General features: G+C 58.8%; 14 protein-coding genes. 5 read left to right on the top strand and 9 right to left on the bottom strand.

All coding sequences use genetic code 11. The features are described from left to right. Window positions 1-108 precede the first annotated feature (108 nt). The 5 genes from urtE to urtA are packed head-to-tail and all read right to left on the bottom strand — an operon-like array spanning window position 109 to window position 5,698. The gene (gene urtE / locus ACYVDM_RS18875; RefSeq protein ID WP_415787693.1) at window positions 109-807 is read right to left on the bottom strand and encodes an urea ABC transporter ATP-binding subunit UrtE; all 699 of its coding nucleotides are present in this window, start codon (window positions 805-807) and stop codon (window positions 109-111) included. Between the two features lies 1 nt (window position 808). Next, window positions 809-1,669, bottom strand: a complete 861-nt coding sequence (urtD, locus tag ACYVDM_RS18870; RefSeq protein ID WP_415787691.1) for an urea ABC transporter ATP-binding protein UrtD — start codon at window positions 1,667-1,669, stop codon at window positions 809-811. Beyond that, window positions 1,659-2,801: an urea ABC transporter permease subunit UrtC gene (gene urtC, locus ACYVDM_RS18865; RefSeq protein ID WP_415787689.1), complete on the bottom strand. Its 1,143-nt coding sequence runs from the start codon at window positions 2,799-2,801 to the stop codon at window positions 1,659-1,661. The genes urtD and urtC overlap by 11 nt, the downstream gene beginning before the upstream one ends. After that, complete coding sequence (gene urtB, locus ACYVDM_RS18860; protein WP_460475440.1) at window positions 2,798-4,426, bottom strand: urea ABC transporter permease subunit UrtB; 1,629 nt, start codon at window positions 4,424-4,426, stop codon at window positions 2,798-2,800. The genes urtC and urtB overlap by 4 nt, the downstream gene beginning before the upstream one ends. A 21-nt stretch (window positions 4,427-4,447) precedes the next feature. Continuing rightward, window positions 4,448-5,698: an urea ABC transporter substrate-binding protein gene (gene urtA / locus ACYVDM_RS18855; protein ID WP_415787687.1), complete on the bottom strand. Its 1,251-nt coding sequence runs from the start codon at window positions 5,696-5,698 to the stop codon at window positions 4,448-4,450. Window positions 5,699-6,159: 461 nt separating this feature from the next. On the opposite strand from urtA, the gene atzF reads away from it, so the two are divergent. The 4 genes from atzF to ACYVDM_RS18835 all read left to right on the top strand — a co-directional run bounded on the left by atzF (window position 6,160) and on the right by ACYVDM_RS18835 (window position 13,552). Beyond that, entirely contained in the window at window positions 6,160-7,992 is a 1,833-nt protein-coding gene (gene atzF / locus ACYVDM_RS18850; protein ID WP_415787685.1) for an allophanate hydrolase, read from the top strand. 58 nt (window positions 7,993-8,050) lie between these two features. Further along, on the top strand, window positions 8,051-11,758 hold the full coding sequence (gene uca / locus ACYVDM_RS18845; RefSeq protein ID WP_415787684.1) for an urea carboxylase: 3,708 nt from the start codon (window positions 8,051-8,053) through the stop codon (window positions 11,756-11,758). 1 nt (window position 11,759) lies between these two features. Beyond that, a complete protein-coding gene (locus tag ACYVDM_RS18840) occupies window positions 11,760-12,482 on the top strand; it encodes a GntR family transcriptional regulator (RefSeq protein ID WP_415787682.1) in 723 nt (240 codons plus the stop codon). An 89-nt stretch (window positions 12,483-12,571) separates the two neighbouring features. Further along, window positions 12,572-13,552 carry a phosphoribosyltransferase gene (locus ACYVDM_RS18835; protein WP_415787680.1) on the top strand — a complete coding sequence of 327 codons (981 nt, stop codon included), beginning with the start codon at window positions 12,572-12,574 and terminating at the stop codon, window positions 13,550-13,552. A gap of 26 nt (window positions 13,553-13,578) precedes the next feature. Here ACYVDM_RS18835 and ACYVDM_RS18830 read toward each other — a convergent pair whose 3' ends face one another. Beyond that, window positions 13,579-14,685 (bottom strand): DUF1615 domain-containing protein, encoded by a 1,107-nt coding sequence (locus ACYVDM_RS18830; RefSeq protein WP_415787678.1) that lies wholly within the window; start codon window positions 14,683-14,685, stop codon window positions 13,579-13,581. Between the two features lie 331 nt (window positions 14,686-15,016). Between ACYVDM_RS18830 and hppD the strand changes: the two genes are divergently transcribed. After that, a complete protein-coding gene (gene hppD, locus ACYVDM_RS18825; RefSeq protein ID WP_415787676.1) occupies window positions 15,017-16,093 on the top strand; it encodes a 4-hydroxyphenylpyruvate dioxygenase in 1,077 nt (358 codons plus the stop codon). A 9-nt stretch (window positions 16,094-16,102) separates the two neighbouring features. Here hppD and ACYVDM_RS18820 read toward each other — a convergent pair whose 3' ends face one another. The 3 genes from ACYVDM_RS18820 to ACYVDM_RS18810 are packed head-to-tail and all read right to left on the bottom strand — an operon-like array spanning window position 16,103 to window position 19,413. Further along, on the bottom strand, window positions 16,103-17,173 hold the full coding sequence (locus ACYVDM_RS18820; RefSeq protein WP_415787674.1) for a CaiB/BaiF CoA transferase family protein: 1,071 nt from the start codon (window positions 17,171-17,173) through the stop codon (window positions 16,103-16,105). Continuing rightward, window positions 17,170-18,183: a YhdH/YhfP family quinone oxidoreductase gene (locus tag ACYVDM_RS18815; RefSeq protein WP_415787672.1), complete on the bottom strand. Its 1,014-nt coding sequence runs from the start codon at window positions 18,181-18,183 to the stop codon at window positions 17,170-17,172. Before ACYVDM_RS18815 ends, ACYVDM_RS18820 begins: the two co-directional genes overlap by 4 nt. An 18-nt stretch (window positions 18,184-18,201) precedes the next feature. Beyond that, window positions 18,202-19,413 carry a CaiB/BaiF CoA transferase family protein gene (locus ACYVDM_RS18810; protein ID WP_415787670.1) on the bottom strand — a complete coding sequence of 404 codons (1,212 nt, stop codon included), beginning with the start codon at window positions 19,411-19,413 and terminating at the stop codon, window positions 18,202-18,204. Window positions 19,414-19,419 lie beyond the last annotated feature (6 nt).

The following is a 19,419-nucleotide window of genomic DNA, read 5'->3' as shown; positions in this document are numbered from 1 at the left end:
AGTGGCAAAGGCGGCGTAGGAAAAACGCTTCGCCCTGAAGGGTAACAAGAAACGATGTAACAGGCTGATGCATTTGATTCTACATCTGCCTCGCCCCCGCCCCTGTGCCTACACCGATAAATGTCGTCTTACATCTTCGCTATCCATCTCCGAGCGGGGCCCATTTGCCACCACCTCGCCGCGCGATAGCACCACGAACTGGTCTGCAAGCTCGCGGGCAAAATCGAAATACTGCTCGCACAGCAAGATACCGATGTTGCCGCGCTCTCGCAGTAAACGAATCACTCGGCCAATGTCTTTGATGATGGACGGCTGGATGCCCTCCGTCGGTTCATCCAGAATAATCAGCCGGGGTTCTGCCACCAGCGCGCGCGCAATCGCCAATTGCTGTTGTTGGCCACCAGATAAATCGCCGCCCCGGCGATTCAGCATGGTTTTGAGCACCGGAAATAGCGTGAAGACTTCCTCTTTAATGTTGCGTGCCCGCGCGCCCGAAAAGCGGGCCATCCCCATCATGATGTTTTCTTCGACGGTCAGCCGCGCAAATACGTCGCGGCCCTGCGGTACGTAGGCAATACCCAGCGCAGCGCGCCGATGCGGCGGGAGGCGCGAAATATCCTGCCCGTCAAACAGCACCTTGCCTGCTGCAATGGGCAACACGCCCATCAGACATTTCAATAATGTCGTCTTGCCGACGCCATTACGTCCCAGGAGGCCCAGGCATTCACCCTGCTGCAGCGATAGCGACACGCCACGCAGCGTGTGGCTACCCCCGTAATATTGATCAATGGATTGGACTTCCAACATGTCAGCGCCCCAGATAAACCTCTATGACCCGCGTATCCGCCTGCACCTCGGTCATCGTGCCCTCAGCCAGCACTGACCCCTCGTGTAGTACGGTCACTTTGCCGCCATCGGCAATCCGCGAAACAAAGTCCATATCGTGTTCCACCACCATCAGGGAATGACGGCCGCGCAACTCATTGAGTAACTCGCCGGTGCGTTCCGTTTCGGCGTCGGTCATACCCGCCACCGGTTCGTCAAGCAGCAGAAGTTGCGGCTCCTGCATGAGTAACATACCGATTTCCAGCCATTGCTTTTGCCCATGCGACAACAACCCCGCCACGCGATAGGCCTCGTCCATGAGCCGGATCAAGGCCAAGTTCTGCGCGATGCGATCGGCTTGCTCGCTACTGAGTCGGGCAAACAAGGTCGGGCGCACCCGTTTGCTGGCTTTCATCGCCAGCTCCAGGTTTTCCAGCACCGTATGCTGCTCAAAAACCGTGGGGCGCTGAAACTTGCGGCCAATACCCGCGTTAGCAATCTGTGTCTCGTTCAGCGTCGTCAGGTCGATATTCTGTCCAAAAAAAGCCGATCCCGTGTTCGGGCGCGTCTTACCCGTAATAACGTCCATCATGGTGGTCTTGCCTGCACCATTGGGCCCGATGATGCAGCGCAACTCCCCGACACCGATATCCAGCGTGAGATCGTTCAGCGCCTTGAATCCATCGAAACTAACCGTGATGCCCTCCAGATACAAGATGGCACCGTGCGTCGTATCGACCCCCGCAGGATTCACCCGTCCATACGACGCTTGCCCGCTGGGGCCGCCGTCCTCATCCAATCCCGCCGCCGCATTTGTACGTGGCGCAAGCCATTCAACGCTCATGCTGTACGCTCCTGCGGCTTGCCATCCAGCGCCGCGCCAGTCCCACAATTCCCTGTGGCAGCCACAAGGTCACCAGGACAAAGATCAACCCCAGGGCATACAACCAGAACTCCGGAAACACGCTGGTGAACCAAGTCTTCAGGCCGTTGACCGCACCCGCGCCAATAATCGGGCCGATCAACGTGCCCCGACCTCCCGTCGCCACCCAGATCACCATCTCAATCGAGTTTTCGGTCGACATCTCACCAGGGTTGATAATGCCTACTTGTGGCACATACAGGGCACCCGCCACGCCGCACATCACAGCCGACAGGGTCCACACGAACAGTTTGAATCCCAGCGGCTCATAGCCGATAAATCGCACACGGCTTTCGGCATCGCGCACGGCCGTCAACACCCGGCCCAGTTTGGATTTCGTCACCACACGAGCCACCACCAGAGAGCCGAGCAGCACGGCTAGCGTCACCCAATACAACGTGGCACGCGTACCTGGCGCCGTGATATCAAAACCCAGGATGCGTTTGAAATCCGTGAAACCGTTATTACCGCCAAATCCCGTATCGTTGCGAAAGAACAGCAACATGGCGGCGAACGTCAGCGCCTGCGTGATGATCGAAAAATACACGCCCTTGATACGTGAGCGAAAGGCAAAATAACCGAACAAGAACGCCAAGCCACCAGGCACCAACACCACCAACAGCATGGCGTACCAGAAATGATCCGTAAACGCCCAATACCAGGGGTAGTCCTTCCAGTTCAGGAACACCATAAAGTCCGGTACATCGCTCTGAGACACGCCATCGCGGCCAATCGCGCGCATCAAGTACATACCATGCGCATAGCCGCCCAGGGCGAAAAACAGGCCGTGCCCCAACGAGAGGATACCGGCATAGCCCCACACCAAATCCAGTGCCAGGGCTGCGAGCGCATAGCACATGAACTTGCCAAGCAGCGCCACCATATAGGCCGACACATGCAATGCGTGCCCGGATGGGAATAGCAAATTCAAAAGAGGTAGCAAGGCCAGCAGAGCCGTCGCGATCGCCAGCGCTGTCCAAGCTTTCGGACTAAACAAGGGGCGCCGCAATGCGGCCGCGTACGACGCACTGTGGTTTAAGGTCGGTGAACTCATTCGGCGCTCCTGCCACGCGGCGCAAACAGGCCTTGCGGACGCTTTTGGACAAACAGCACAATCAGCACCAAGATCACGATCTTGGCCATGACGGCTCCGGAATAAGGCTCAAGAAACTTGGTGACGGCCCCGAGTCCAAGCGCGGCGACTACCGTGCCCGCCAACTGACCCACACCGCCCAGCACCACCACCATGAATGAATCCACGATATAGCCGCGCCCGAGATCGGGCCCCACGTTGCCTAGCTGCGACAAGGCGACACCCGCCAAACCCGCGATGCCAGATCCCAATCCGAACGCCAGCATATCGACACGCCCAGTGGGCACACCGACACAATCCGCCATGCGACGATTCTGTGTAATCGCCCGCACAAACAAGCCCAGGCGGGTGTGGTTCAGCAAGACCCAGACAAACACCACGACCAGTATCGCGAACACAATGATGGCCATTCGGTTATACGACAGCACCAGGCTGCCCAGTACCGTCACGCCCCCGCTCATCCACGAGGGGTTACTCACCTCGACGTTCTGCGCGCCAAACAAAGTGCGGACGGCTTGCATCAGCATCAGGCTGATCCCCCAGGTCGCCAACAATGTCTCCAGCGGACGGCCGTATAGCCACCGTATCACCGTGCGTTCCAGCGCCATCCCCACCAAGGCCGTCACCACAAAAGCCACCGGCATTGCCGCGATCACATACGCATCCAGCCACTGGGGAAACCACAGTCGAAACAGCGATTGCACGGCATACGTGACATAAGCGCCAATCATCAATAGCTCGCCATGCGCCATATTGATCACGCCCATCAAACCAAACGTAATGGCCAGACCCAACGCGGCGAGCAGCAGCACACTGCCCAGGCTGATGCCATAAAACAAGTTGCCAATCCACGCCACCATCGACAAATGGCGTTCGATGCGCTGTAACGCGGTGCTTGCGGCCTGACGCACCTCGGCGTTCGGCTCGGCGTAAACGCCTTGAGCGTCTTGCTGCAGTAGCGCTTGCAGCAAGGGACGAAACGCGGCGTTGCCGCTATTTCCCAAGGTTTCTACCGCCTTGCGCCGTACGGAGGCGGTCGTGCTTTTCAATTGCAAGGTGGCCACGGCGACCTCCAGGGCCGCGTAGACCTGCGCATCGTCCTCATCAGCCAATGCCTTTTCCAGCACCGGCAACATCGCCACGTCCGCGCCACGCTGCAGACTTCGCGCGGCAGCTAAACGCTGCTCGGGGCTCTGCGCGTGCAAACGCGACGCCGCCAATGCCGCGGAAATCGCACGACGTAGCCGATTGTTCACCGACACCGTACCCGCCAGCGGAGGCATCGTCTCGACAGACTGCCCAGTCGCCGCATCCACAACACCCGTGGGTGTTTCAACGAATAGTCGGGATTCAGGAGTGACATACAACCTGTCGTTACCCAGAGCCTCGAGGATTACCGCCGCTTGCGGCGAGGACTCAATGCCCAGGCGGGCGATGGCCTCCAGCTTGGCATCCGTCTCATCGCCAGCCAGGGGCGCGAGCAGCGCCGGATCCAGGCCGGCCGCTGTCGCGGCCGGCACCGAAGCTCCCGCCAACCAGATCAATGCCAGGCCAAGCAGAAACCGTCTCAAAAGCATGCTGCACATCATCGCCTCACCCCACCCGGCTTACAGCCCTTGTTTGCCTTCGTTGCCGGGGATATAGGGGCTCCACGGTTGAGCACGAATCGGCCCCTTGCTCTTCCACACGATATTGAACTGACCGTCCGCCTTGATTTCACCGATGTAGACCGGCTTGTGCAAGTGGTGGTTGGTCTTGTCCATTTCAATGGTGAAGCCATCTGGCGCAGCGAAGGTCTGACCCGCGACGGCCTCGATCACGGGATCGACATCCGTCGTACCCGCTTTTTCTACGGCCTGCTTCCACATGTGAATACCGATGTACGTTGCTTCCATCGGATCATTGGTCACCACTGTATTGGCATTGGGCAGATTCTTCGCCTTGGCGTATGCCTTCCACTTCTCAATGAACGCGGCATTGACCGGATTCTTGATCGACTCAAAGTAGTTCCACGCGGCCAGATGCCCCACTAACGGTTTAGCGTCCACACCGCGCAATTCTTCCTCACCGACCGAGAATGCCACCACGGGCACATCGGTTGCCTTCAATCCGGCGTTGCCCAGTTCCTTGTAGAACGGGACGTTAGAGTCGCCATTGATGGTCGATACCACTGCCGTTCGGCCACCGGCAGAAAAGCGCTTGATATCCGCGACAATCGTTTGATAATCCGAATGCCCAAACGGGGTATAGATTTCCTGAATATCTTCGTCTTTCACGCCCTTCGAATGCAAGAAGGCGCGCAAGATTTTGTTCGTCGTACGCGGATAAACATAGTCAGTTCCCAACAACACGAAGCGTTTGGCGCCGCCACCGTCTTCACTCATCAAATATTCCACGGCCGGAATCGCCTGCTGGTTAGGCGCCGCGCCCGTATAGAACACGTTCTTCTCCAGTTCCTCGCCTTCGTACTGCACGGGGTAGAACAACAAGCCGTTCAGCTCCTTGAAGACCGGCAACACGGATTTGCGCGAGACGGATGTCCAGCATCCGAATACAGCGGCCACTTTGTCTTGCGTCAACAATTGCCGTGCCTTCTCGGCAAAAAGTGGCCAGTTCGAAGCCGGATCAACCACCACGGGCTCCAGTTTTTTGCCGAGCACGCCGCCCTGCGCATTGATTTCCTCGATCGCCATCAAGGCAACATCTTTCAGCGAAGTCTCGGAAATCGCCATCGTGCCCGACAGGGAATGCAGAATGCCGACCTTGATTGTGTCGGCTGCCCACACGGCAGGCACGAAACCGGCCATTGCCAACACGCTAGCAGCAGTCAACTGTTTTAGTACTAGTCTGCGTTTCATCGTTTGGATCCTTTTCTTCATGCCGGGATAACCGGCGCTATCTGCCTGTGCATCAAAAGAAAAACAGGTCGTATCGCTCAAGGTTGGCAACACGCGCTTCAGAGTTCAAGCAATTCCCATGCCAACTAAAAATGCACGGCGAATACATAGGCGTGTCAAAGCAAGCAATCGCAAAGCTGCGCGACGATATCTCTGCGCATGCGCCGCCATCGGTCAGTCTCAAACACGTCGATCCACGGGCATCGAGTCACGCAAAAAAAGCACGCAAACAGTGCATCTGTGCTCAATATCAGTGCGCATGCACCGATGTCATGCAGCAGATTACCGACGTTCGGCATCGCACCAGAAAACACACCTCTCCTCTGAAACCCGCGTTGTTATTGGTTTTCCGGCCATCTATATCAAGTTGGCATGGCGATTGCTTGATAGGAGGTACTTGTATACCCACGAGGATTCCGGGCATGAACCCCAACGCTGTCACCGATCAATCTCAAGGCTGGACACTGGCCGACTGGCAGGCGGCTTACCGCCTTCATGGCGCTCAACCCGCAGACCTGTTGAGCAAACTCATTGCCGACCTAGACCCTGCCGATCCCGCCTGGATATGCCGCGCCGACGCAGCTCAATTAGAGGATCAACTCGCTGCACTCACCGACCGCCTGACACAGGTTCACGGAGACCTGACCCAGTTGCCGCTGTACGGTGTACCGTTCGCCATTAAAGACAATATCGATGCCGCGGGGTGGTTCACTACCGCAGCCTGCCCCGCCTACGCGTACGTGGCATCCGAAGACGCGAACGTCGTACAACGTTTACGCGCTGCGGGCGCCATTCTGATCGGCAAGACGAATCTAGACCAGTTTGCGACCGGCCTGGTCGGCACTCGCTCTCCCCACGGCGCCGTCCCCAACACGTTCAACCCGGCCTACGTCAGCGGCGGGTCGAGTTCCGGCTCTGCCAGCGTTGTCGCGCGCGGCCTGGTGGCTTTTTCCCTGGGCACCGATACCGCGGGTTCGGGCCGCGTGCCTGCGGGCTTTAACAATATCGTTGGGCTCAAACCCACGAAGGGGTGGTTAAGCACACGCGGCGTGGTACCCGCATGCCGTACGCTGGACTGCGTATCGATCTTTTCCCTGACCGTCGATGATGCCGACAACATCGCTGCGATCGCCGCCGGATACGACGAACAAGATCCGTATTCCAGGCCCACGCCTGTCATGCCCGCCCGGTTGGCACGTCTACCACGGTTGGCCATCCCCACCCAGCTCGAGTTCTTTGGCGACACTCAGGCAAAGGCCGCCTACGAACGTGCATTACAGGCCTTGCGAGATATGGGCGCCACACTGGAGCCCATCGATTTCACGGCGTTTCGCGAACTGGCCGATCTGCTCTATCAAGGCCCGTGGGTCGCCGAACGCTACGCGGCGATACGCGAGTTGTATGAACGTGCGCCCGATGAGATCGATCCCATCGTGCACAGCATTATTGAGCAAGCCGCTGGCTACACCGCCGTTGACACCTTCGATGCGGAATACCGTCGTGCCGCCCTGACTCGCATCATCCAGCAGGCGTTGGCCGATTTCGATGCGCTGGTCGTACCGACCACACCCTCCATCTATACCATCGCGCAACTTCGCGCAGAGCCCGTGACGCTTAACACGCGACTCGGTACCTATACCAACTTTACGAACCTCGCGGATCTATCCGCTCTCGCACTGCCGGCGGGTCTGCGCGAGGATGGATTGCCTTGTGGTATCACGCTGATCGGGTTGGCCTGGCATGATCGCGCTCTGGCCGAGTTCGGCCGCCGATGGGAACAAGTCCAGCCGGGCATGCTGGGCGCCACCGGGCGAGCACGACCAACCTCGTTCGCACCGATCGTCGACGCATCCCGAACCGTGCAAATCGCCGTCGTCGGCGCACACCTGCACGGCATGCCGTTGAACCATCAATTGACCTCTCGCAATGCCCGCTTCATCGAAGCGACACACAGTGCGCCGAACTACCGACTTTATGCACTGGCCAACAGCACACCACCCAAACCGGGCTTGGTGCGCGTGACGCAAGGGACATCGATCGCCGTCGAAATCTGGGAACTGTCGCACGAGGCGTTTGGTGAGTTCGTCGCAGAGATCCCCGCGCCCTTGGGTATTGGCACACTGGAATTAGCCGACCAGCGTCTCGTGAAAGGCTTTATCTGCGAGCCGTACGGCATCGAAGGGGCTCGCGACGTCACCGAGTTCGGAGGCTGGCGCGCGTATCTCAAGCACTTGAAAGAAGCCGCAGCAGCATAACGAACAGACCCATCACGTCTCGCGCAACGCCCGACACGCCTCCTAGGGGAAAGCCATCATGTTTCATACCGTACTCATTGCGAACCGCGGCGAGATCGCTGTGCGGGCGATCCGAACACTAAAACGCCTAGGCATCAAAAGTGTGGCCGTCTATTCCGATGCAGATCGCAATGCCGCTCACGTGAGCCAGGCCGATGTCGCAATCGCGCTGGGCGGCGACACGGCCGCGGATAGCTATCTGCGCATTGATCGTATCCTCGACGCCGCTCAGTCTACGGGCGCGCAAGCGATATTCCCGGGCTATGGCTTTCTCTCCGAGAGCGCGGAGTTCGCCGAAGCCTGCGATGCGGCAAACATTGCCTTTATCGGCCCCACGCCGCAGCAACTGCGTGAGTTTGGGCTCAAACACCGCGCACGCGAACTGGCGGCGAGGGCAAATGTGCCGATGACTCCTGGTACAGGGCTCTTGACCGATGTCACCGAGGCCTTGCGCCAAGCAGAGAACATCGGCTACCCCGTCATGCTCAAAAGCACGGCCGGCGGCGGCGGTATCGGCCTGTCGCGTTGTGCCAATGAAGATGAGCTGAGCACCGCGTTCGCCGCCGTCCAACACCAAGGGCAAACCTTCTTCCGCGATAGCGGCGCCTTCATCGAACGCTATGTCGACCAGGCGCGTCACGTCGAGGTACAGATTTTCGGGGACGGCCGAGGCAACGTTGTCGCTCTGGGTGAACGCGATTGCTCTATTCAGCGACGCAACCAGAAAATCATCGAAGAGACCCCCGCCCCGGGATTGCCTCGCGCCACTCGCGAAGCCCTACTCAACGCGGCAGTCCTGTTAGGCCAGTCTGTGGATTATCGCTCAGCGGGCACCGTAGAGTTCATCTACGACGGGGCTCGCGACGCCTTTTACTTTCTGGAGGTCAATACCCGTCTGCAAGTCGAGCACCCTGTCACCGAAGCCGTCACGGGCCTGGACCTGATCGAATGCATGCTGCGCATCGCCTGCGGCGATCCCCTGGATTGGGATGCATTGAAACGCCCACCAGTAGGCGCGGCCATCGAAGTCCGCCTTTATGCCGAGGATCCCGCCCGTGGATTTCAACCCTCTCCGGGCGTACTGACCCACGTCGCGTTCCCTGATGATGCGCGCGTGGACGGATGGGTGGAAACCGGTACCGAGGTCGCGCCGTTCTACGATCCCATGCTGGCCAAACTGATTGTGCATGGCGCTGACCGCGACGAGGCGTTGGACAAGCTCCGCGATGCACTAGCGCGTACACAACTGCATGGCATCGCGACCAATCTGGCCTTTCTGCGCCAAATCGCGGCAGATACCCGCTTTGCCGCCGGCGCACTCTCGACGCGCTTTCTGGACAATTTTGATTTTCATCCGGCGGCACTAGAAATCCTGGAGGCAGGCACCTATACCAGCGTTCAAGACTACCCGGGACGTGTGGGCTATTGGAACATCGGCGTTCCACCGTCCGGCCCCATGGACGACTACGCGTTCCAGTTGGCCAATCGCATCGTGGGTAATGCCCCCGAAGCCGCTGGCCTGGAATGCACCCTGATCGGCCCTAGCCTGACGTTTCACAACGATGCAGTCATTGCCCTCACCGGGGCGCACATGGACGCCTCGCTAGACGGCGAGCCCATCTCAATGTGGCGGGCCGTGAACGTACGCAAAGGCCAAGTTCTCGTCATGGGACGCGCCCTCAGCGGCTGCCGCAGCTATCTGGCAGTACGCAATGGCCTGGATGTGCCCTGCTATCTGGGCAGCAGATCCACCTTTGCCCTGGGCCAGTTCGGTGGCCACGCGGGACGCTGCCTGCGTGCGGGTGACATGCTGCCCATCGCGCAGCCTGAATTGCCCGCCAGCCTGACACCACCGCCCAACGCAGCACCGTCCGCCCTCGATCCGGCTCTGGTGCCCGACTACCCCAATCACTGGCAAATCGGCGTCCTAATCGGCCCGCACGGCGCGCCCGACTTTTTTACGCCACAAGCCATCGATCAGTTTTTCGCGGCCGACTGGGAAGTGCACTACAACTCCAATCGACTTGGCGTACGCCTCTTGGGGCCCAAACCCACCTGGACTAGGCAGGACGGTGGTGAGGCCGGCCTACATCCGTCAAATATTCACGATTGTGAGTACGCGATCGGCAGCATCAACTTTACGGGTGATAGCCCCGTCATCCTGACCCGCGATGGGCCTAGTCTGGGAGGCTTCGTATGCCCTGTCACGATAGCGAAAGCCGAACTCTGGAAAGTCGGCCAGGTTCGCCCCGGTGATCGCATACGCTTCACCCCATTGACAATCGAAGACGCCCTGACACTACAAACCCAACAAGAGACCGCTATTGCGACCCTGCAGTCCGACGCGTCGTCCAGGATCGCCAGCACTGCCGCGATCCCTGATGACGTATCGTCACCCGCACTGAGCGGCCTCTCACCCATTGTGGCGAGTCTGCCCGCCACGGATGCGCAACCGCTCGTCACCTATCGACAAGCCGGCGACAGCTACCTACTGCTGGAGTACGGGGACAACGTGCTGGATCTCGCGCTACGCATGCGTGTGCATCTGTTGATGCAAACCCTCACCGAGACCCCAGTGACGGGCATTCTGGAATTTTCGCCGGGCGTGCGTTCCCTGCAGATTCAATACGACAATCACCTCATCAGCCAAGAGGCGTTGATCACACATCTCTTGAATATCGAGGAAACACTAGCCGATGTCCCGACGCTGAAAATACCAACACGCGTCGTGTATCTGCCTATGGCGTTCGAAGACAGCGCTACGTTGGGCGCCGTACAACGCTACCAGGAGACCGTGCGAGCCAGCGCGCCGTGGCTACCAAACAATGTGGATTTCATTCAGCGCATCAATGGCCTGAGTTCACGCGATGACGTACGCCGCATCGTCTTTGAGGCCAGCTACCTCATACTGGGTCTGGGCGATGTCTATCTGGGAGCGCCCTGCGCCGTTCCCATCGATCCGCGGCATCGCCTGCTGACGTCGAAATACAACCCAGCGCGCACATTTACCGCTGAAGGCACGGTTGGTATCGGTGGTGTCTACATGTGCATCTATGGCATGGACTCTCCAGGAGGCTATCAACTCGTGGGACGCACGCTGCCCATCTGGAACAAGTTCCTGAAAAACCCCGTATTCCAGCGCGGCGAGCCCTGGTTGCTTCGTTTCTTTGATCAGGTACGCTTTTACCCAGTCACGGAAGACGAGCTCTCCATTCTGCGCGAGGACTTCCGTGAGGGCCGTGCCACCTTGCGCATCGAAGAAGAGAATTTTGACTTCGCGGCTCATCAGCGCTTTCTCACGGAACACGCCACCGACATCGAGGCCTTTAAGTCGGCGCAGCAAACCGCCTTTGAATCGGAAGTCGCGCTGTGGCAGTCCGAGGAGTCCATCACCATCGAACACGATGCGCCGGACCAAGCGACTCTTGAGCTCTCGGGAACCGAGCGCGCCGTGTCGGCCGATCTATGTGGCAACGTGTGGAAAATCCCAGTCTGCGAAGGTCAATACGTCGAGGCCGGCGATACGCTAGTGGTGGTAGAAGCTATGAAAATGGAGCTATCGATCAAAGCTACGTTTAGCGGCACGATCACGACGATACGTTGTTCGCAGGGCAAGCCCGTCAATAGCGGCGACATGCTGCTGGTCATTGATACGGCGACCGCGCCTGACGCAAAGGTCGGCAACGAGTCTCAGGCTCCATCCGAAACACTGTACGCCGTCTCCTGACATGCGACTGAATCTGATCACTTTGCCCGGCTCAACAGCCACCCCGGGCCCTGGAATCACCCTGGCCGGCCAGGCTTACGAACTCATCAAACGAGATCTCTTCGAGTTTCGGATGCTGCCGGGCGACGAATTTACCGAAAGCGAACTCGTCGCCCGGCTTGGCGTCAGCCGCACCCCCGTACGGCAAGCCCTGTACCGGTTGGAACGCGAGGGCTTTGTCCTGCTACGGCATCGTAGCGGCTGGCGCGTCCACCCATTCGACTTCGAGCGGTTCGAGGCGCTGTATGATGTACGCATTGTGCTCGAGCAGGCCGCCGTCACGCGGCTTTGTGGTCTACACAACATGAATAGCCACGGCGAACTCACTGCCCTTAAACATCTCTGGCTGATTCCTCCGGAAGAGCGCCTGCGTAGCGGCACCCAGGTCGCCGAACAGGACGAAGCCTTTCACTGTGCGCTGGTCGCCGCCACTGGCAACGCCGAGATGGCCAAAATCCATCGTGACGTCACAGAAAAGATCCGCATCATCCGGCAGTTGGACTTCACCAAGGACCATCGCGTCGACGCCACCTACCAGGAACACGGCGCCATTCTGCGCGCCATCTTGGCACGCAGGACAGACGAAGCCGTGCGCATGCTGAAATCACATATCGAGATGAGCAAGGCCGAAGTCCGCAAGATCACCCTGCATCGCTTGCAGGCTGCTCGGCAAATGCTGACGTAATCATAGAGACCTAACGCTATCGTATTTTCAGGTAGGGAGCAGATCTATGGCAAAATTTCCTGGCCATAGATTTGTAGCCCTGCCATACCATGCCACGCCCTCTAGCCGCCTTTTCCTACGATTACACCCGCGTCGAGCAGGTCGTCGCTGACCACCTGCCGCAATGGCGCCAATTGGGCTTTGACGCGATTGTGGCCGTCGCGCGAGGGGGCTTGGCGCCCGCCCTCGTTGCAAGCACTGCCCTGGATCTACCGCTGTATGCGGTGTCCTACGATCGACGGCACCGCAGCGTATCGTGGTTCACGGCCCAAACGCCCCCTACCGGTACGCACATCCTGTTGATCGAAGATATCGCCGGACGTGGCACCACGTTGTCCGACAGTATTCAGTTTCTGTCGTCAGCAGGATATAGACTGCACGTATTCGCGCTGGCTTACGACGCCCAATCGCGCATACGGCCAGATTCCGGGATAGAAATTCCCGCCGGCTTTCGGGCGTGGTTCCCCTGGGAGCGCGAATCCATCACACCGGCCTATTACGCCACCGGCAATCTGCCTGATCGGCCTGCCGAGACCTATGCGTCCTGGGCCATTGATCTCGACGGCATCCTGCTGCCTGATGTACCGACCCAGGCCTATGCGTCCAATCTCGCCGCTGCGCTGTCACAACGCGACGGCCTTGTACCCAATACGACGCTGCCGGGACGCGAGCTCCGCGAACTGCCCATCATTACGGGTCGCCCCGAGCAGGACCGCACCCGCACCCAAGGCTGGCTCGATCTCCATGGATTTCGGGGCCCGTTGATCATGCGTGACGAGGCCCGGTACACCGCGGCACAAACGGCAGAACACAAAGCGCAAGCCATCATCGCCGGCTGCCACACGCACTATATCGAAAGCGAACTCGCCCAAGCCGTAGAGATCGCAAGTCGCGTCCCCGTAGCGCGCGTGTATTGGTGGAACGGCCAAACCGCGTTATCCATCTATGCCAGCCTGGCCTCCGAATTGAGTCCGTTAATGCCCCAACTCGGTCACTCAAGTGCCCCACCCAATATCGCCGAACCAGCATAAGCGATGACGCAGAACATTGATGTATCTCAAGAGGCGCGCCCCCGAGACATGCACTGCTTCCACCTATCGTTCACGCGATTGGCAAACCAGGCGGTCGTCAAGTTTCGCGTGATCTTGGGGCTATTCAGTTTGATTCCTGGCAGGACCGCTCGCGGCAGGGGTTTGCCGGCATCCCGGTCCGCCCACTCAAATACGCGCTCATAGAGATCAGTCTCCTCGAACGCCAGGGAATCACCCTCCTCCAGTGCACGCCGAACACCTGACTCGCTGATATCCATCTGTCGTCGAATGGTGCGCACGGCGCGTTCGGTCTGGCTGGGATCGATAGCCCCGCGGATGAGCAAGTCGCCATCCAGCGCCAGCTCAATGCCCGACAGGCGGCTGACCGCCGCCTGGAATGCGGCATTACGACTCGCGTACCAACCCGCATTAAAGTCCGCGAACCGGTACAACACGGAATCATAATGGGCCGGATAGCCCAGCAAATGGGCAATACCAAAGTACATCCCGCCGCGTCGTGTGAAGACCTCGCGACGGACCGAGCCATCAACGGTATAGGGATAATCCTGCGCGTGTGATTCGGCAAAAGTGACGCGCACCTGCATCGGCCCGCCCGTGCGCACGGGATTCAGGCCACTAAACAATTGACGCCCCATGGGCACCATGCCGATGAAGTCTTCAAAAATCTCGCTCAATTGACGCTCGGTGCGTACGGTATCCAGGCGCTGGTTGTACGTTTTCCCTGTCGGAGACTCAATATTCAACGCGGCGTTGACGAGAAAAGCCGGCAGATGCATGGCCTGTGTCCGACGCTCGATTTCTTGACGGGCAATTTTCGGCAAACCAGAGACGACAGGATCTGCGTTGAAGGTGGACTCCTGCTCCGTAATCGCGACCACGGCACAGAGGTTGTCACGGCTCGAGTCCAGCCCCTGTGCCGTAAAGGCCACCGCGATATCCCGTGCCCAGCCCTCGCGGTCCGGTGCCTTCGACGGCATCAGATGCTGTAGGTCGGCCTGTATTTCGCTCGCCCCGCGAGGAGTCGTCTTTGACGTTTGGGTCGCGCAACCTGCCAACAAGGTCAGCAGCACGACAACGGGTACCCATGCGTGTAATGCCCGCAGCTTAACCATTACATCCCTCATCATTTTTTTATGACTGACACTCGCTGCTAGCACACATGACCCTGCCGCCATCAACGAACTGGCAGTCTACACATCATTGGAGCTTGACGTCACGGCTTGGCGCATGCAATGCTGTCAGATCCATAGGGCGTCTCGACAGGCGGCCCGGGCGCATTTCCAGCGCCGTTTACCCTGCTTGCAATGAAATTTCTGGGCTTTCAACTCCTGATCGGCGATTACCTGGCACGCAGTGTGCGGGGCCGCCCCTGTGCGCCACCCATCTGAACGGTTTGCTTCGCCAAGCTTCACGTTCACGCTACGCACACTCAGGAGCCAGAAAATGGCAGACCTTTTCGACAATCCCATGGGCCTCATGGGCTTTGAATTCATTGAATTCGCCTCGCCCACCCCAAACGTCATCGAACCCGTGCTCGAAAGCATGGGATTCACCAAAGTCGCCAATCACCGTTCCAAGGCTGTATCGCTGTTTCGCCAAGGGGACATCAACGCCATCGTCAATAGCGAGCCTGATAGCCCGGCGGCTTATTTCGCCGCAGAGCACGGCCCATCGGTATGTGGCTTGGCTTTTCGTGTCCGCAACGCCCAGCAGGCCCATCAGCGTGCGCTCGATCTCGGTGCCCAGCCCGTGGAAATCCATACGGGCTTTATGGAGCTGCGCCTGCCTGCCATCAAGGGTATCGGTGGCGCCCCCCTGTATCTGATCGACCGTTTCGAAGAAGGCTCGTCCATCTACGATATCGACTTTCAATTCATCGAAGGCATTGACCGCCATCCCGTCGGTGCGGGCCTGAAAATCGTCGACCACCTGACGCATAACGTCTATCGCGGCCGCATGGCGTACTGGGCGGAGTTCTACGAGAAACTCTTCAACTTCCGCGAGATTCGCTACTTTGACATCAAAGGCGAATACACCGGCTTGACGTCCAAAGCCATGACCGCGCCAGACGGCATGATCCGCATCCCGTTGAACGAAGAGTCCTCCAAGGGCGCCGGCCAGATCGAAGAGTTTCTGATGCAGTTCAACGGCGAAGGCATCCAGCACGTGGCCTTCCTGACCGACGATCTGCTCAAAACGTGGGACGCCCTGAAAGCCAGCGGTACGCGTTTCATGACCGCACCGCCGCAGACCTACTACGAGATGCTGGAAGGTCGCCTGCCCGACCACGGCGAACCCGTCGAGGAACTGCAATCGCGCGGCATCTTGCTTGACGGTACATCAGAAGGTGGGGAACGCCGCCTGCTGCTGCAGATCTTCTCAGAAACGTTGCTGGGCCCCGTGTTTTTCGAGTTCATCCAACGCAAGGGCGATAGCGGCTTTGGCGAAGGCAACTTCAAAGCGCTCTTTGAGTCCATTGAGCGCGATCAAGTCCGGCGCGGGGTGCTCTCGGCGGAATAGCGGAATAATTTATTCCGAATGCCGATGGGCTGGGGAAGACGGAACCGCACAAGGGGTTCGTGAAAAACGCGGTGCGGGTGCGGGATGCAAGACCTGATCGATCTGAAGAAAATTATCCCGTACCAAGAAATGTCGGTGTGTTGTCGCTTCTTCTAGTGACAACACGGGCGACACACAGGCCTCGGTTCCTTCAAAACGTCGCACCCAGTACTCGCGTGGATGCTGCTTGAAGATATCGGCGAACCGAGAGCGCATCTCGGGCCAACAAGTGCGGTCGTGCTGAGCAGGCAACGATGCCTTGTCCAGCTCCAGCCCCTCGAGCAGGGCGTTATAAAAACGCGGTTCAATGGCGCCCACCGCCATGGCTTGACCATCAGAGGTTGCATAGGTGGTATAGAAATGCGCGCCGCCGTCCAGAAAATTGGCCGCCCGCCTATCCTCCCATTGCCCCGCTTGCCAGCGTCCCAGAATCGGCGCTAACAACAGCAGTGATCCATCTACCATGGCGGCGTCGATCACCTGTCCTTTTCCACTCGTGCGTGCTTCAAACAGCGCGGCCAGCACGCCAACCAGCAGCAGCATCCCCCCCGCGCCGAAATCACCGATCAGATTTAGCGGTACTGCGGGTGGCCCTTCTGCGGGGCCAATGGCATGCAACACGCCGGTGGCAGCCAGGTAGTTGATGTCATGGCCGACTGTCTGCGCCTGCGGGCCTGTCTGGCCCCAGCCTGTCATTCGGCCGTAGATCAACGCGGGATTCTGTTCCAAGCATGTCTCGGGACCCAGACCCAAACGCTCCATCACGCCCGGCCGCAAGCCCTCCAGCAAGACGTCTGACTGTGCCACAAGATCGAGCACGGTTGCTCGGCCCGCATCTGTTTTCAGATCTGCGGCGACACCCTGCTTTCCCCTGGAGGTCAACTCATAACGCGCCTCTCGCGCAAGCCCCATATCGGCTGCCACGGGCCGCTCCACACGCGTCACCGTTGCCCCCATATCCGCAAGCATCATTGCGGCCCAAGGGACCGGTCCGATCGCTTCCATCTCCAGTACCCGAAGGCCCGTCAGCGGGCCACTCACGAGCGATCTCCAAACGCCACGATCGTCCTGCCGGTCGTCTGACCGCTCAATTGACGCTCTGCTTGCGGGAGCAGATCAACCAGAGGAATCATAGACACGTGGGGTTCGACCACCGCGAAATCGGGCTTCCAATCTGAGGCCAGCTTTCCCCACAAGCGCCTACGTTCCGGCCAAGAAGCATTGGCAACGATGCCAAACATCTGAACGCGGCGCATGATGAAGGGCAGCACACTGCCGTCATACGTATTGCCGGAGGCGTTGCCGACTGACGCGAGTTGACCGCCGTCCTTCATGGAGCGTAATAACCATGAAAGCGTCTGGCCACCCACGTTATCGATGGCCGCGGAAAATCGGGCAGACTCCAGCGGTCGAGTTGAAAGCGTTTGCCCTGCATCTATGACCTCGGTAGCACCCAGCTTGCGCAGTACCTCTGTTTGCGCCATCCGGCGCGTAATGGCAGCAACCTCGTAACCCGCTTGAGCCAAAATGGCAATGGCCAACATACCCACGGCCCCAGTGGCACCAGACACGGCAATAGGCCCGGCATCGGGACGCAGGCCATTGGCCTCGAAGCGATCCAGCGCCATCGCCACCGTAAATCCGGGTACACCCAAAACCGCCGTCTGGCGTTGCGTCAAACCATTCGGCACAAACTGCAGATGATCGGCCGATACCCGCACTCGCTCGGCAAAACCGCCATCGTAGGCAATGCCGGTCTGGAACCCGTGAACCAGCACACCATCCCCGGGCGCAAAGCCGTCAGCGTCGGAACGAATGACTTCTCCCACAGCTTCAATACCCGCCACTCGAGGAAACTCAGTAATGATCTTTGCGCGGCCGGTGATCGCGAGAGAGTCCTTGTAGTTCACGCCTGCATAACGGGTTTTCAGTACAACCTCTCCCGCAGTCAACTGTGACACATCCAATGGCTCGATGGCAGACCGGGTATGGCCGTCAGTGCGACGCGTCACCAACGCATCAAACCGATCAAGGGAATCCGAATGCTCCATAGTCTTGCCCCTCATGTCTTAGATAACGCGCTGGTCACGCAATGCTGACAGCATCTCTTCGCTAATCCCAAACTCGGCATAAACCTCAGCGTTATGCTCACCCACTGCCGGCCCGGAACGAGGGATCGGCATATCGCGACCCATCACACGTGGAACGATGCACGGCGCCGGCACGCTGCCGTAATCGGCATCCGGTAACCGGATAATGGCTTGGCGCGCCTGAAAATGAGGGTCTGCCTTGATATCAGTAATATCGTAGACCTTACTAAAGGGAATCTCATACGGTTCAAGCTGTGCACAGATATCCACATATCGGTGTGCGGCGAACCATTCTGCGAACTGGTTATCCAGAGAATCGATGTTCAGTACGCGTTTAGGCAACGTGTCGTAATTGGGATCGGTAATCAAGTCAGCGCGTCCCACTGCCTTACACAAGCGAACGTAAACGGCCTGTGATGACGCCACCAGTGAAAAATGCACGCCATCAAGACTGCGATACATATTAGAGGGCGCGGTATATGACGTGCGATTTCCGGCGGCACACCGTACCTGTCCCAACTGCTCATGTTCCACGGGTAGCGGATCAAGCATCCGAAACAACGCCTCTGTCGCGGCCAGATCGACTTCGACGCCTGCAGCGTCAGGATTCCCCCGCAGACGAGCGACTTCGGCCGCAATGGAAAATGCGCAGAATATCCCAGCGATGGAATCGCCTAGCGGAAAGTTGCTGTGCAGTGGAGACCCGCCAACCTCCCCGGTCAAGTTGGTAAAGCCACTCATCGCCTCGAAGACACGAGCAAAACCTGCCCGAGACCGATATGGGCCGGTCTGTCCGAATCCCGTCAGCCGCACGACAATGAGGCGGGGATTGACGCGATGCAGCGTTTCAATATCCAGCCCCCATTTATCCAGACTACCGCTACGAAAATTCTCTACCAACACATCGAACTTCGGCAGCATAGACAAGAATATTTCCCTGCCCTTGGGCTTTCTTACATCCAGTGTGATTCCCCGTTTCCCACGGTTAACGACCTTCCACCATAAGGGCGTGCCGTCTTTGATGGGCTGCATGTGACGCAGCGCATCACTGCCATCGGGCAATTCCAGTTTGACCACGTCGGCGCCATGATCCGCACACAGCGTCGCACCACTGGGGGCAGCCAGAACGGTCGCCATATCTAGGATTCGTACACCGGCCAGGGCACCGGGATGGGAAGCGGTCTGTGTCATGCGAAG

This window comes from Bordetella tumulicola, assembly GCF_054779135.1.
The sequence above is the reverse complement of the archived record's forward strand: the minus strand, read 5'-3'. Positions and strand labels throughout refer to the sequence as shown.